This window comes from Nostoc sp. DSM 114160 (assembly GCF_053470305.1).
Map to the genome: position 1 here is coordinate 445,043 of NZ_JBPFGO010000003.1, position 15,189 is coordinate 460,231.

Genomic DNA, 15,189 nt, shown 5'->3' on the forward strand with positions numbered 1-15,189 from the left:
GCCAGTTTATTGCTCAAAATCTAGAACGCAGTTGCTATGATCAAACGCCTGCTTGTAGTCGAGTCTCCCGGAAAAGTCAAAAAACTCAGTCAAATTCTGGGTTCGGATTGGAAAGTTCTAGCCAGTTGTGGCCATATCCGAGAACTCAGCAATGAAGGAGACGATTCCTTGGGCTTCGTCATGGACGGTAGTAATGTTCGGTGCAATTACGTCCCGCGTGACCAACGAGCGAAGGAAACAATTCAGAAGCTCAAGTCTGCGGTGAGGCAGGTTGATGAAGTTGTCTTAGCAACTGACCCAGACCGGGAAGGCGAAACCATTGCTTGGCATCTCAAAGAAACGCTGGGTCTAAGGGAACCAAAACGAGTAATTTATACTGAGATTACAGCATCGGCGGTACAAAGTGCGATCGCTAATCCCAGAAAGCTAGACCAAAACTTGATTGGGGCTGGGCTGTGCCGAGATTGTCTAGATAAGTTGGTGGGTTATAAGGGTAGTCCTTTAGTTTGGGCATTGAATAACGGCGCTAAGAGTGTTGGTAGAGTCCAAAGCGCCACGTTGCACTTGATTTGTCAGCGAGAAAACGAAATTTTGACGTTTGTCCCCCAAGATTACTGGAGTGTCTGGGTAGATTATGCGGAAGGATTTCGGGCTTTTTACAAAGGTACGGTCGATTCTGCAAAAGATGCAGCAGAACAAGAAACTGAAACTCATGATGATGCGAAAGTGGGTAATAGTCCAGAAACACCAGAGTCTAAGCGTGTTCTTTCCGAAGCAGAGGCGACACGTTTAGTAGAAGAAGCACAGCGACATCCTCATCAGGTGATTCATTTTGAAGGAAAAATCGTTAACCGCCAGCCACCGCCACCATTTACAACTTCGAGCCTTCAGCAAGCAGCCGGTTCAAAGCTGAGGTTTGCTCCCGATAAAACTATGGTTGTTGCCCAAAAGCTCTATGAGGCAGGGCTGATCACATATATGCGAACAGACTCAGTGATGCTGAGTCCAGAATTTTGTGCCAGCGCCCGTAAATGGTTAGAGCAAAACGACCCGCAGAATGTACCGCCGCAAGTCGCCAAGCATCGCAGTAGCAAATCGGCTCAAGAAGCACATGAAGCGATTCGCCCCACGGATGTATTTCGTCCCTCAGCTCAGTTGCGCTTAGAACTTCCTGACGATCAGTTTAATCTGTATGTGATGATTTGGAAACGGTCAATTGCCTCTCAGTGTCGTGCTGCCCAATTGCGTAAAACTTTGGTGATTACTCAGTCTGGTTCTCTACTGTGGTCAGCCAGAGGGCAAGTGATTGAATTTTATGGTTATGCACGGTACTGGAACAATCTCAGCAAGGATAGTGTTTTACCTTCACTACAACAGGGGCAAGGATTGAAACTAGAGAATGCTGGACATGAGAAAAAGCAGACGCAGCCACCACCTCGTTATAGCGAACCAAAATTAGTGCAATTGATGGAACGTAAAGGAATTGGTCGCCCAAGTACTTATGCTCCTACTGTTGCTACCTTAAAAAAACGAAATTATGTGGAGTTGAAAAAAGACCATCTGCAACCGACAGCGTTAGGGTTAGAAGTTGATGCCTTTTTGCTCAAAGCACTGCCGGATTTACTAGAGGCAGAATTCACTGCGAAAATGGAAGATGCCCTTGATGCCATTTCTGAAGGAAAGAATTCTTGGCAGCATTATTTAACTAGTTGGAATCAGAATTACTTTGTACCAGCACTTTCCAAAGCTAAAACTGTAGTTGCGAGTTCCCCAAAAGGTAAAGCTAATGTGATAACTGAGCGCAAATATGAAACTTCCAAGACTCGATGCCCTGAATGCAAAAATTTTCTCGCCAAAATTCCGAGTAGTAAGGTAAAAAAGAAATATTTCCTCAAATGCACAAAAGGTTGTGAAAATGTCGTGCTATTTTGGAGCGACTTTAACAAAACTTGGCAGCCACCACAAGCTAAAACAGCCCAAGCTGAAAATCAACAAAAGCCTCCTGTCAAAACGACAGCATATCCTTGCCCAGTATGTAAAAAACCTCTAGAGGAGTACAGTTATATCAAAGAGGGGCAGAGTAAGACCATGTTGCGATGTTCTAATGCCCAATTTCGTAAGGATACCAAACATAAAGATGTGGCTTATTTCAGCACACAAAAAGGGTGGTGGAGTCCTAAGTTTGGAGAGTTAGAAGTTAAGAGTTAGAAGTTAAGAGTTAGAAATTAGGAGTTTTGAATTAATAACTCGCGCCGTGTGCGACTTTTTTTCAAACCTAACCCCCACTAACCCCCAGCCCCTTAAGAGCCAGGGTTGGGGAGCAAGAATCAAAGCCTATCGACCTTTCGGGGAGAGGAATGGAAGTGGGGTTCTAAGAATAAGTTGCACATCGCGTTAACTCATCACTCCTAACTCCTAACTCCTAACTTTATTTACCTTAGCCGCAAGTTCTGCGATGTTCATCTGCTCGTAGTATTCAAAAGGTTGATGAATCCAGGGGTTATCAGGTAGATAATTAACATAATAATTGGGTGCTATAACTGAACAAGCTTTATACCAAAGAACGGCGGTGCGAATTTCCTCAATGGGGAAATCAGTATTTTGCTTGAGCCAAGGTATAGTTTGCTGGAGTGTTACCCCAGAGTCTACTAAGTCATCCACTAGGAGAATGCGCGAACCTAACTTTTCGGCAGTCATTGTCAAATGACGGGAGAAAATTAAATTACTTCTTTCTTGCTTACCAGTGCCACTGTAATAAGATGAGGTTGCTAAAATTGCTAGCGGCTGCTGATATATACGGGAAAGAATATCTCCGACTCTTAGTCCTCCTCTGGCAAGACAGATAATCTGGTTGAATTCCCAACCCGATTGATAAATCTGAATAGCCAGTTGTTCAATTTTTTGGTGATAATCTGACCAAGAAACATAAAGGTCTGGCATAAGTCTAACGGGAGTGGTAGATGGCTAGTATTCAAGGCGATTGCAGATTTTTTATTTTAGTATGAGTGCAAAGTTTTATGAATGATTCTGCTGCTGATGGTGATGTTCAACGAAATCCTCTCAGTGAAAAACTTGACCTTAAAACAAAGCTGGCTTACGGTGCAGGGGATTTAGGCCCAGCAATTACTGCAAATATCTCCGTCTTTTTTCTGCTGGTTTTCTTTACCAACGTCGCTGGTATCCCTGCGGGTTTAGCTGGGAGTATTTTGATGATTGGCAAAATTTGGGATGGGGTAAACGATCCGGTTGTCGGGTTTCTGACTGATAAAACGAAATCTCGTCGTTGGGGTCGTCGTCTTCCTTGGATGTTTTATGGGGCTATTCCCTTTGGAGTTTTCTTCTTCTTGCAGTGGATTGTACCGCGATTTAGTGCAAATCAGAGTGATAATATTTGGCCGCTGTTTTTGTATTACGTAGCGATTGGGGTGATATCTCAGGCGTTTTACACAGTTGTGAATTTGCCTTATACAGCAATGACTCCAGAATTAACTCAAGATTACGACGAACGTACCAGCCTTAACAGCTATCGGTTTACATTTTCCATTGGTGGCAGCATTTTATCGTTGATTTTAACGCAAATTGTTTTTTCTCAAATTAGCGATCGCCAACAACAATATCTCGTTTTAGCAGCCATTTGTACGGTAATTTCGATTTTAGGATTATATTGGTGCGTTTTTGGAGTCCGCGATCGCATCTTGGCTTTTGAGGCTAAACGCAGCCAAACCGAGGAACCTGCATCTCTCCCCTTCTTTGAACAGCTAAAAATTGTCTTTAGTAACCGACCTTTTTTATTTGTTATTGGTATATATCTTTGTTCTTGGCTAGGCGTACAGGTAACAGCCAGCATTATTCCCTATTTTGTAGTTGATTGTATGGGACTCAAAGAATCAGATGTGCCCACAGTCATGATTGCAGTCCAAGGAACTGCTCTGTTAATGCTATTTGTCTGGGGAGCGTTGAGTAAAAAAATCGGCAAAAAAGTTGTTTATTTTCTGGGAATGAGTTTGTGGATTATAGCAGCAGCCGGGCTATTTTTCTTACAACCTGGTCAAATAGTTTTGATGTATGTGATGGCTGTGATGGCAGGTATTGGTGTCTCCACAGCTTATCTAATTCCCTGGTCAATGATTCCAGATGTGATTGAATTAGATGAACTGCAAACCGGACAACGCAGAGAAGGCATTTTTTATGGCTTCATGGTTTTGCTGCAAAAATTTGGTTTAGCTTTGGGACTATTTTTGGTGGGAAATGCTTTGCAAGCATCTGGTTTCAAAGAATCTGTAGCTGGAAGTCCACTACCCATCCAACCGGAATCAGCACTGTTTGCTATTCGTGTTGCCGTTGGCCCCATACCAACAGTTTGTCTGATTTTTGGCTTAGTTTTAACGTATTTTTACCCAATTACCCGCGAGATGCACGCCCAAATTATGCTGAAACTCAAAGAACGGCAAGAGAAGAAGGGGAGTTAAAGAGCAAGGAGTAGGCGGCAGGGCAATACTTGTCAGGTTTTGGGGAAAAGGGAAAGAAAAAACTGTAAATAAAATTTAGCTCTCTGGTGGTGCGGGGGACATTTCATGCTATTGTCTGACTGGTTTTATAGGAAATTTCATATAAAATGGATGAAGATGAGGATATTATAGAAATTCCTTTACGACCTCTGGTTTGGATGGGAGACTCTCTCAAAAATATCCGTTCATTTCCAGAAGAGGTACGTGCATCAGTAGGCTATGCACTGCAATTGGTGCAAGCAGGGGAAACACCAATGGATGCCAAGCCTTTTAAAGGGGTTGGAAGCGGCGTGTATGAAATTGTCAAACGCTACGATACCGATACTTACAGGGCAGTCTATGCGGTAAAGATTGCAGAGAGAATTTATGTCCTGCACGCTTTTCAAAAGAAATCAAAGCAGGGGATTAAAACTCCACAGGCTGATGTTGACCTCATTAAACAACGCTATAAGGATGCGATAGCCAGGGAGAAACAACAATGACACAGGAACCGATTTTTGAACAAAGCAGTGGCAACGTATTCGCTGACCTCGGTTTGGAGAATGCGGATGAACTTTTTACACGGGGCAAAATAGGGATTCAGGTACTCCGCCTTTTGAAACAACGCAACCTGAAACAGCGTGAAATCAGCGAACTTCTTGGCATTCCGCAGCCAGAAGTATCTCGTTTGATGAAAGGAGAGTTTCAAAGATTCAGCGAGGGCAAACTGCTCATTTTCCTCAAGCGACTCGATACGGAAATCACTTTACATCTTCGCCCTCGTCACGCGCAGGGCGAATCTACTGAAACTGTGATATCGCTATAGGGAAGGATGGAAGCCTGAAAATTTCTTAATTCTTACGGTACATGAAATGGCTCTTGACAATACCACAGACCATTATCCAGCAACGAGGCCACAGTGAAGGGGTTTTATCCGTGAGTAGACGACACCATCGGGCGATCGCTGTGTGTCAATGCCATCCTAGATAGCTCACGCATTAGGCAAGCTAAATGTAACCAAATAATCCTTGTGTGGGGTTGAGGGAGGATGCGCTGCGATTTTCTCTGCAAACAGTCAGAGATGTTTTGCATAAATGGCAGAAACTTGGTATGGAAGGGCTTTGGGAACGACCAGGACGCGGGGGGAAGGCAAAGTGGAAACAATCTTGTCATAGTGTTTTTGGAAGAATGTCTAAAACAAGAACCACGCACCTACAACAGTTCTCAATTGGCTAGAAAATTAGAAAGCGATCGCGCTATTATTAGGCATAATTGTTTCTTGAAGATTTACGCCGCTGAGGTTAGCTCCTCGAATGTCGGCTCCTCTAAGGTTAGTTCCTCTAAGATTCGCCCCTGCCAAATTCGCATTTCTAAGGTTAGTCCAACTCAAGTCAGCTTGACTCAAATTAGCTTGACTTAGGTTAGCCCGCAACAAGTATGCACCACTGAGGTGAGCCTTGGTCAGATTAGCTTTGTATAGGTCAGCTTTGTAAAGATAAGCTCCTAAAACCTCTGCTTCGTACAAACTCGCCTCGCTAAGGTCAGCCGCAATCAAGTTAGCTTCAATCAGGTTGGCAAAAGAGAGGTTAGCCCTGATCAACTTTGCTGCACCTAAATCGGCATCTCTCAAGTTAGCGCTTTTTAAGTCAGTGCCAATTAGATTAGCAGATGCGATCGCAGCATCTCTAAGATCCACCCCGCTTAAGTCAGCTCCAATCAAATTGGCATAACTCAAATCTGCCTGCGTAAGTATAGCACCACTCAAGTTAGCAACACTGAAGTTAGCCGCATTCAAGTTAGCTTCATTCAGGAGGGCTTTATAAAGGTTGGCACTACTGAGGTCAGCACCACTGAGGTTTGCCCGCACAAGTAAAGCATTACCCAAATCAACTCTTCTCAAGTTTACCCCTTGGAGGTTTGCACCTCTAAGGTTATCGCCTTGCAAATTCGCGGCGCTCAGGGTCTGGTTCAATCTGGGGATTTTTCTTTCTCCATTCAATCCATTTAACTGCACCTGCTTTGAGTAAAGTTAGATGCTCTCGATTTGCCATTTTCTCTCCTTTACTCCTGACGCCCACCCAGAGAATTTACCCGACCAGCGACACTTTCAATAGCCGTTAATGCTCCCGCTGCTCCTGCTAGGATATCCTGTTCTTGTCCACCTAAGTAAAGCCGTCCAAAACTACCTACAGCTTGAACTTCTAAAATGTTAATCCTCGCTGCTTTTTCCGCTTCATTGGCAGCTAGTGCGGCGTAAGCAGCAGGCTCCACTTCTAATACATACAGCGTTTGACCTGCTAGTAGTAGCTGTCCTCGGCGCGTGCGATTAATCAATTGGGTTTGATAAGCATCGATGTTGCGGATAATCTGACTAGAAATAACCCGCGGTTTCAGACATTCCTCTCTTCGGACTCCCAGGAACGCCAAAATAGCTTGACCAGCAGCTCTGGTTTCGCCTTGGGAGCTAGAATGAACTTCTAGTAGTCCGTATAGTCGTTCAACTACCTGTACTCCCGGACGGACAGAGGCAGATTTTAGGGCGATATCCGTAATTTTATTAATTTCGATACCAGGAGATATTTCAATCCACAGTGATGTATCTCCTGGTAATGGTAAGAAGCCTTGGGCTACTGTTCCCATATATGCTGCATGTTGAGGTTGCAGGCTGTCGAGAAATACGAAACTGCGTAATTCTATGCCCAAGATTTTGCTCTCCAGTGGTGAGGGTAAAAGTTATCTATATGCGAGATATAAGTGCCTAACTTGACAATATAGGGTATAAAGGAACGCAAAATCCGTTAAACGGATCTACACCCGTGTGTCAAATGGCAATTATAGAAGCTAATGCTTATTTAGAAGACCATCGTCGTCTTGGGATAAAATCTACTTCGGGCGGACGACATAATTTTTGTTTAACACAGCTACTTTGTAAACATCTTGACCCTTTTACATTACCCCAGTTTTACCCCAAATATTTCCCCAACATCTCCCAACTGGAATCGCAAGGAATTTAGATACCAATGAATATGGCTTTTTCTAGCTCAAGTTGTTTTTATTTTCATCCCTATCCTCTCAATCAGTTAAATAAGCAGATACAAAGCGCTTACACACCTTGCCGTGGTTTGATATTTTGGCGCGATCGCCAATATCCGGCAAAAGGGGCGATCGCGATTTTTCTGGTATATCTATCAAGTACTGGGCAAGTCTCCTTCCGGTAAGACATTATCGATGCTGAGTACCCACGGTATACCCTTGTCAATTGGAGAACTGACAGTAATTTTAGCTCTGTTAGCAAACTGTTTTAAGCGATCGGCAAATTGGGGAACAGTTTTCATGATATTGCGATAACTTTCCATGTTATTACAAATCAGGATCAACGTCAAAACGCCACTATTGATTTGGAAATACCAATGACAACTCGATAACAAAATCCGTGTCATGCGATCGCACGCTAGGAAAAAGCTTTTTTTCGTTGCTTCTTCAAGTTGTCGAAATAGTATTTCACTCAGCTTGATTGTTTGAGGTGAAGGCAAATCATCTGGATGTAGGCATGGTTGATTCATAAGGTTTTGGCAAGCTTCAAAAGTAACGAAGCTGCGATGAAGATTGGTACTTTTGATTTTTTGCAGATTGAATATTGCAAAAAAATCAGGTTTACTAGGTTATTGTTCTTGAGTAACAATCCACAGCAAGTCTAACCACAACTGGGGATAAGCTTGCTTGAGGTTTGAGAGTGGATCGCGCATCAAGTTATTGGCATTAAAGCAAACAACTTCAACTAGCCCTAAGTATTCTGCTACTTCTTTGAGTAGGTTTTTTTGTTCTACGACAGCATTAATTAGTCTATCAGGGCAATAAATACCAATGTATTTTGTATGGCGGATGCATGTTTTTATATTCATTCTTGTTAAATGAGGATGAGGATTGATTATCTTCACATAACATTGGTTTAACAGGTTCCATACCTGTGGGTGAGTGTGTTCAATAATTACGTTAAATTGCTGGGCTAAGTCTTCTTCGGTAATCATTACTTTCTCCACTACTTTGTTGCCATCTGTTGCATACTTTGGTAAATACCTAATTGATTGTGCAAAAACTTCAAACAGCAATTATTTGCTGATGCCATGTGCATATTCACTTTAGTCAAATAGGTAATTTTTCGTCAGGGCAAAATTTACCCTAAAAAGCGAAATTGGTTGGTATGTTTTCTACTGTTTGTGTTACTCGTCTATCAAGCATCAAAGCTGAAACTAATCCCTAAAACTGTATTGAATACTACTATTTACCAATTTAATTGGTAAAAATTTACTGCAAAATAAATGCTCTGTTTATTGGAGTTTGGCGCTTTTAAGCCAAACTAGCAGGTAAAAAACAACCATCTGCAAAAATAATTTGCGCTTCGCAAGCAAATTGGCAATTTCTGTGATAGTCTTTTTATATGGGGAATCAAGACAGCGAAAGCACAAAAAGTCTTCCAAGAGAAATGATATAAACTCAAAGACCAGACTTTCGCCTTGGCAGATGCAATGTTTAAATCCGCTACGGCTTTTTGAAACTAAGAGATAAAGCCAATGAAGCAGGATAGTGACCCTCCGTAATAACTTGAAGTCAATTAGAACTCGCTTAGGCATGAGCCAACAAGATTTGGCTAACATCGCTAATGTGACTCGTCAGACTATTAGTGGTGTAGAGTCGGGACAATATGCTCCCTCAGTAGCCATAACACTTCGCTTGGCCAAAGCGCTTGGCTGTCAAGTTGAGGATCTATTCTGGTTAGAGCGGGATTTACCTGAAATTGAAGCCGTTCTTGCCAAACCCGTTCCTAACGGTCAGCAACTGCGAGTTAGCATGGCTCGTGTCGGAGGACAATGGATAGCTTATCCGTTGATTGGTAAGGATGCTTTTCGCCAAGATATGATTCCGGCTGACGGAGAAAGTACAAGCCTTACAGGTACAAATAAAGTTCGAGTCCGTCTTTTAGACGATAATCTCGACACACTTCACAACACCGTTGTGATTGCTGGTTGTGCCCCTGTAATTTCACTATGGGCAAGAGCCACCGAACGCTGGCATCCCCAACTGCGAGTTCAATATAACTTTGCCAATAGCATGGCTGCATTGCACAGTCTATGCAGAGGTGAGGCGCACATCGCTGGGATGCATCTCTACGATCCTGAGACTGGTGAGTATAATACTCCCTTTGTTCGAGATGTTCTGGCTGGGAGGGAAGCAGTTCTGATTACCCTTGGTGTCTGGGAGGAAGGACTTTTGTTAAAGTCAGGGAACCCAATGGGAATTAGAACAGTTAGTGATTTAGTTGCAGGGGCGACTATTGTCAACCGCGAAATAGGTTCTGGTAGTCGGATGCTTTTGGAACAAACACTCCAAAAAGAGCAGATACCGTTCGATGCTGTTCAGGGCTTTGATAATGTACTCAAAACTCACCAAGATGTCGCCCAAGCTGTAGTCAGAGGAGTTGCCGATGCTGGTATGAGTACGGCATCTGTAGCTACCGCCTTTGGACTGGGATTTATCCCTCTACATCAGTCACGATATGATTTGGTGATTCTCAAAGAATATTTGGAAGAAGCATCTGTACAACAGTTGCTCAGTACTTTGGGACATCGCATGGTTCACTCTCAATTTGAAATTCTCGGCGGTTACGATATCAGCAAAATCGGGGAAGTTGTAGCGACTGTTTAGAGTGGATTGCAATGGTTGGTTGTGTGGTTTAGGGAAAACTTGGCGTAAATTTAAATCCTGCTGCAACCACTCTTTAGGTATGAGCAACCTTCAGGAGATTACAACAACTGATGATGCTCAATTCGTAATTCGGATTTCAATTTGAGTTTCCAGTTTGGAATCTATAGCAATACATCCTTGGGTAAAGACGCGATGAATCGCGTCTCTACAAATGGTCTATTTGTCGCTTTCTTTTTTCCAATTGGTATTAACGTGAGTTCGACGAGTGCTATTTTGACCTCTCCCCCAGCCCCTCTCCTACCAGGAGAGGGGAGCAAAAACTCTCCTTACTGGTTACTCCTCCCTCTCCTTACCCAGACGCACTCGCGTTCGCCTTTTAGGAGAGGCAGGCTGTCCGGGAGAGGTCTGTCGAACTCACGTGGTATTACTACCGTCAGAGAAATCATTTGGATGAGTGGATGGTAATACTTGCAATATTCCTTGAGTGATGTCTTATCGCTCTAGTCATTAGTGAGAAAAAACAATGACTAGTGGCCAATGAAAACTGACCAAAACTTAATTATGTTCTGGATACAGACTCTTTTTGCTGTAGAACGAGCACCTCCAACAACGTTCTACATCAGGTTACTGCTGTAACTTGACAGCACTCTGGTAAGCACTACTTTGTGCCAACGCCTCATCAACTGACAGACCCACCAAACAAACAATTGCAGGATAAATTATCATGTCCGACGACAAAATTAGACAAATTGCTTTTTACGGTAAAGGTGGTATTGGCAAATCTACCACTTCCCAAAACACCCTTGCTGCAATGGCAGAAGTGGGTAAACGCATCTTGATTGTCGGATGTGACCCCCAAAGCTGACTCCACTCGTTTGATTTTGCACTGTAAAGCTCAAACTACCGTGCTGCATTTAGCTGCTGAACGGGGTGCTGTGGAAGATATCGAACTCGAAGAAGTGGTAATCACTGGTTTCCGCGATATCAGATGCGTAGAATCAGGTGGGCCAGAACCTGGTGTAGGTTGCGCCGGCCGGGGTATCATCACCGCTATTAACTTCCTTGAAGAAAACGGCGCTTACTCAGATGTAGACTTCGTATCCTACGACGTTTTGGGCGACGTTGTATGCGGTGGTTTTGCGATGCCAATTCGTGAAGGTAAAGCCCAAGAAATCTACATCGTTACTTCTGGTGAAATGATGGCGATGTTTGCAGCTAACAACATTGCTCGTGGCGTTCTCAAATATGCTCACACTGGTGGTGTACGTTTGGGTGGGCTAATTTGTAACAGCCGGAAAACTGACCGGGAAGACGAACTGATTAGCACTCTTGCAGCTAGATTAAGTACTCAGATGATTCACTTCGTCCCCCGTGACAATATCGTGCAACACGCCGAATTGCGTCGGATGACGGTGAACGAGTACGCACCCGACAGCAACCAAGCTAATGAATATCGCACACTAGCAGACAAGATTATCAACAATACAAATCTCGCCGTTCCCACACCCATCGAAATGGATGAGCTAGAAGATTTGTTGATTGAATTCGGTATCCTTGAAAGTGAAGAAAATGCTGCGAAACTAATTAGCCAAGCCGATGCTGTTAAGAAGCAAGAAGATGCTGAAGGTGAAGCCTTAGAAGCACTGAAAAAAGGCAATGTAGAAATAGTTTCCGGTAGCGAGAAAAAGTAAGGTTCTTGTTTAGACTCCGGTGCTAAATACAAAGTAAGTATTAGGTGGGCAAAAAATAGCCCACCCTCTCACCGAAACAGTTCTGAGTGCTAAGTAACATTAGCGGATAGCTAAGGTTTAGTGCGTGCTGAGTAAAAAGTAAAATTAGACCGACTAAGCATCAAATTAGTTTTGAGTAGCGAATGCCTCGGCTAAAAGTAGGAAGATTCATTAATATTACTTATTCATTACTTCTTACTCAGGACTCAGCACTCATCACTCCTGAAAAATCTTTTAAAATGGAGGTAATCGAATAGCCAATCTTAAATTTTGTTTGTTTCAACTTCACCGTGCTAACACTAATTTCTCAAGGTTTACACAGCAACATTAATACTTGAATAGTCTAATTCGTGTTTTTGTTTTCTCTTTCTCTAACCTAGTTGGTGTTTATGTTTTAGGGGATGTAAAATTCTCTTTATCATTCCCTTTTATTGCATATTTTAAATACACGGTTAATAACTTAAAAATTTATGAAAATTTAAAATTTACTTAACACCTAATAACTTCTACCTATTGTCACCAAACAAATGAATCCTACCCCAGAAAAAATCAACGATTCACTCAGTGACTCCACTTCTGAAGATACTCGTCAACAGCAGAAACTGCATAAAAAAAAGTCCTCCACACAATTACCCCAACCTGGAACTACTCAAGGGAGTTGTGCTTTTGATAGTGCAATGATTACCCTAGTACCAATCACCGATGCTGCTCACGTAGTTCACGGGCCAAGCGGCTGTGCTGCCAGTATTTGGGGAAGTTACAGCAGTCTCTCTTCTGGTTCGATGCTGTACAAAATACGCTTTACCAGCGATATCGATGAGAACGATATCATCTTCGGTGGAGCCAAAAAACTGTACAAAGGCATTTTAGAATTAGCAAGACGCTACAAACCATCGGCGGTATTTGTTTACTCCACTTGCATCACCGCTTTGATTGGAGATGATATCGAAGGAGTTTGCAAAGATGCCACCGAGAAAACAGGAATACTTACTATCCCTGTACATTGTCCTGGCTTTATTGGGAACCAAAATTTGGGCAATCGTGTTGCTGGTGAAGCATTGCTAGAACACGTTATTGGAACATCTGAACCAGAGACTAGTACACCATACAACATCAACTTGATTGGTGAACATAACATCGCAGGTGCAATATGGAATGTTCTACCGTTATTGGAGAAATTAGGTATCAGAGTTTTGGCAAAAATTACAGGCGATGCTGTGTACAAAGAAGTTTGCTACGCTCATCGTGCCCAACTTAACGTCATACTCTCTTCCAAAGCACTCATCAACGTGGCAAAAGGAATGGAGAAAAAATATGGCATTCCCTATATTGAAGAGTCTATCTATGGTATAGAGTCAATCAATCAATGTTTAAGGAATATTGCTGCAAAGTTGGATAATCCTGATTTGCAGGAACGTACAGAAAAGCTAATTGTAGAAGAAACTGCTGCAATAGATGAAAAACTTGCTCTGTATATTACCCGATTACAGGGTAAGCGCATTATCCTTTCTATTGGAAGTTTCAAGAGTTGGTTGATTATCTTTGCTGCTAAAAAATTGGGGATGGAAGTTATTGCTATTCTGACTAAGAATAATACTGATGAGGATCAAATTAGAGTCAAAAGTTTGCTGGGTCAAGATGGCATAATTTTAGAACAAAATAGTCCTGAAGAAATCCTACAGATAATTAACGAAAATCACGTTGATATGTTAATTGCTGATAAACGCCATCAAGACACCTCTCTCACTGCTAGGATTCCATTCTTAGATATTAATACTGAACGCAATCATGCCTATGCGGGCTATATAGGAATTTTAGAAATAGCACGAGAACTGTATGCCGCTTTTTACAACCCTGTATGGGAGCAAGTATACCAGCCAGCCCCGTGGTCAGCAGAAAATTCTTCTGAGGAGAAAATTTGATGGCGATTATTAGCGTTACGAGTACATCTGTTGCAGTTAATCCCCTGAAGCAAAGCCAAACTGTGGGTGCAGTTTTAGCCTTTTTGGGGTTGAAGGGAATCATGCCTTTATTACACGGTTCTCAAGGCTGTACTGCTTTGACTAAAGCAGTATTAGTACAACATTTCCGTCAGACAATTCCTCTTTCCAGTACAGCGATGACCGAAGTTGCAACTATTTTGGGGGGCGAGGAAAGAGTTGAACAAGCAATCTTGACTTTGGTGCAGAGATCCAAACCAGAAATTATTGGTCTTTGTAGCACTGGGCTGGTGGAAACCAGAGGCGATGATATGGGGCGTTTTGTGAAGGAGATTCGTCACCGTCATCCAGAACTGGATTATTTACCAATTGTGCTTGTCTCTACACCGGATTTCAAAGGTACATTACAGGATGGCTTTGCTGGTGCAGTTGAGAGTATAGTCAGGGAAATTCCTCAAAAAGGCTTCAAACAAGACCCTTGTCCCACACAAATCACTATTTTGGCGAGTTCTGCCTTCACACCAGGGGATGTACAAGAAATCAAAGAGATTGTCACCTCTTTTGGACTTGTACCTATTGTTGTACCCGATCTTTCTAGCGTACTAGATAGTCATATAGAAGATTCTTCTAGTGCCATAACAGCTAATGGCACAAATGTAGTACAGTTGCGCTCAATTGGTAGTTCTGTATTCACTTTGGTACTAGGTGATAGTATGCGGGGTGCAGCACAAATTTTGGAGCAAAGATTCAATATACCTTATGAGGTATTTGGTGAACTGACGGGACTAGCAGCAGTAGATAAATTTCTGCAAGCTTTGGCGGATATTAGTGGTGTCAGCGTACCACAGAAATATCGCCGTCAACGCCGTCAGTTACAACATGTGATGTTGGAAAATCACTTTTACTTTGGGTGCAAGCGAGTTTCTTTGGCGCTAGAACCTGATTTGCTTTGGTCAACAGTTGCTTTTTTACGATCGCTAGGAGTTGAAATTTACGCAGCAGTGACAACAACACGCTTTCCTCTGTTAGAAAAACTTCCAATTAAAAGCATCACTATCGGCGATTTGGAAGACTTTGAGCAACTGGCGGTTGGATCTGATTTGCTAATTACCAACTCTCATGGAGTGGCGATCGCTCAACGCTTAAAAATTCCTCTCTACCGTCAAGGGATTCCGATTTTTGACCGCTTAGATAGTGGTCAGTTCTGCAAAGTTGGTTATCGAGGTACTATGCAACTTTTATTTGATATTGGCAATCTGTTTTTAGAGCAGGAAACAAAGGTTAAGCATTAATATTATTTATCATGCCAATGTTTTCTTCAATGACACA

General features: G+C 42.6%; 13 protein-coding genes and 2 pseudogenes. 10 read left to right on the plus strand and 5 right to left on the minus strand.

From position 1 onward, the window contains the following. Nucleotides 1-36 precede the first annotated feature (36 nt). On the plus strand, nucleotides 37-2,208 hold the full coding sequence (topA, locus tag NSTCB13_RS27155) for a type I DNA topoisomerase (RefSeq protein WP_448274469.1): 2,172 nt from the start codon (nucleotides 37-39) through the stop codon (nucleotides 2,206-2,208). A gap of 207 nt (nucleotides 2,209-2,415) precedes the next feature. Here the strand turns inward: topA and NSTCB13_RS27160 are convergent, their stop codons facing one another. After that, nucleotides 2,416-2,940 carry a phosphoribosyltransferase gene (locus tag NSTCB13_RS27160; protein ID WP_448274470.1) on the minus strand — a complete coding sequence of 175 codons (525 nt, stop codon included), beginning with the start codon at nucleotides 2,938-2,940 and terminating at the stop codon, nucleotides 2,416-2,418. A gap of 77 nt (nucleotides 2,941-3,017) precedes the next feature. Here NSTCB13_RS27160 and NSTCB13_RS27165 point away from each other — a divergent pair, with 77 nt between their 5' ends. The 3 genes from NSTCB13_RS27165 (at nucleotide 3,018) to NSTCB13_RS27175 (ending at nucleotide 5,313) form a co-directional block, all read left to right on the plus strand. Next, on the plus strand, nucleotides 3,018-4,469 hold the full coding sequence (locus NSTCB13_RS27165; RefSeq protein ID WP_448274471.1) for an MFS transporter: 1,452 nt from the start codon (nucleotides 3,018-3,020) through the stop codon (nucleotides 4,467-4,469). 146 nt (nucleotides 4,470-4,615) lie between these two features. Then, on the plus strand, nucleotides 4,616-4,990 hold the full coding sequence (locus NSTCB13_RS27170; protein ID WP_445627225.1) for a type II toxin-antitoxin system RelE/ParE family toxin: 375 nt from the start codon (nucleotides 4,616-4,618) through the stop codon (nucleotides 4,988-4,990). Next, nucleotides 4,987-5,313, plus strand: a complete 327-nt coding sequence (locus NSTCB13_RS27175; RefSeq protein WP_445627224.1) for a helix-turn-helix domain-containing protein — start codon at nucleotides 4,987-4,989, stop codon at nucleotides 5,311-5,313. The genes NSTCB13_RS27170 and NSTCB13_RS27175 overlap by 4 nt, the downstream gene beginning before the upstream one ends. Before the next feature lie 414 nt (nucleotides 5,314-5,727). Here the strand turns inward: NSTCB13_RS27175 and NSTCB13_RS27180 are convergent. Continuing rightward, nucleotides 5,728-6,538 (minus strand): annotated as a pseudogene (locus NSTCB13_RS27180) (pentapeptide repeat-containing protein). A gap of 10 nt (nucleotides 6,539-6,548) precedes the next feature. Further along, complete coding sequence (locus NSTCB13_RS27185; protein WP_445627222.1) at nucleotides 6,549-7,190, minus strand: hypothetical protein; 642 nt, start codon at nucleotides 7,188-7,190, stop codon at nucleotides 6,549-6,551. Between the two features lie 122 nt (nucleotides 7,191-7,312). Between NSTCB13_RS27185 and NSTCB13_RS27190 the strand changes: the two genes are divergently transcribed. Together NSTCB13_RS27190 and NSTCB13_RS27195 are read left to right on the plus strand one after the other, a co-directional pair. Further along, a complete protein-coding gene (locus tag NSTCB13_RS27190; protein WP_448274472.1) occupies nucleotides 7,313-7,501 on the plus strand; it encodes a hypothetical protein in 189 nt (62 codons plus the stop codon). 6 nt (nucleotides 7,502-7,507) lie between these two features. After that, complete coding sequence (locus NSTCB13_RS27195) at nucleotides 7,508-7,705, plus strand: hypothetical protein (RefSeq protein ID WP_448274473.1); 198 nt, start codon at nucleotides 7,508-7,510, stop codon at nucleotides 7,703-7,705. Here NSTCB13_RS27195 and NSTCB13_RS27200 read toward each other — a convergent pair. Together NSTCB13_RS27200 and NSTCB13_RS27205 are read right to left on the minus strand one after the other, a co-directional pair. Continuing rightward, a complete protein-coding gene (locus NSTCB13_RS27200; RefSeq protein ID WP_094353382.1) occupies nucleotides 7,676-8,050 on the minus strand; it encodes a hypothetical protein in 375 nt (124 codons plus the stop codon). The two genes, NSTCB13_RS27195 and NSTCB13_RS27200, sit on opposite strands and share 30 nt — an antisense overlap. Before the next feature lie 99 nt (nucleotides 8,051-8,149). Next, complete coding sequence (locus NSTCB13_RS27205; RefSeq protein ID WP_445627220.1) at nucleotides 8,150-8,515, minus strand: hypothetical protein; 366 nt, start codon at nucleotides 8,513-8,515, stop codon at nucleotides 8,150-8,152. A gap of 601 nt (nucleotides 8,516-9,116) precedes the next feature. Here NSTCB13_RS27205 and NSTCB13_RS27210 point away from each other — a divergent pair. The 4 genes and pseudogenes from NSTCB13_RS27210 to nifN all read left to right on the plus strand — a co-directional run bounded on the left by NSTCB13_RS27210 (nucleotide 9,117) and on the right by nifN (nucleotide 15,152). Continuing rightward, a complete protein-coding gene (locus NSTCB13_RS27210) occupies nucleotides 9,117-10,190 on the plus strand; it encodes a substrate-binding domain-containing protein (RefSeq protein ID WP_448274474.1) in 1,074 nt (357 codons plus the stop codon). A gap of 724 nt (nucleotides 10,191-10,914) precedes the next feature. After that, nucleotides 10,915-11,881 (plus strand): annotated as a pseudogene (gene nifH, locus NSTCB13_RS27215) (nitrogenase iron protein). 566 nt (nucleotides 11,882-12,447) lie between these two features. After that, nucleotides 12,448-13,842: a nitrogenase iron-molybdenum cofactor biosynthesis protein NifE gene (nifE, locus tag NSTCB13_RS27220; protein ID WP_448274475.1), complete on the plus strand. Its 1,395-nt coding sequence runs from the start codon at nucleotides 12,448-12,450 to the stop codon at nucleotides 13,840-13,842. Then, nucleotides 13,842-15,152, plus strand: a complete 1,311-nt coding sequence (gene nifN, locus NSTCB13_RS27225; protein ID WP_448274476.1) for a nitrogenase iron-molybdenum cofactor biosynthesis protein NifN — start codon at nucleotides 13,842-13,844, stop codon at nucleotides 15,150-15,152. Before nifE ends, nifN begins: the two co-directional genes overlap by 1 nt. Nucleotides 15,153-15,189 lie beyond the last annotated feature (37 nt).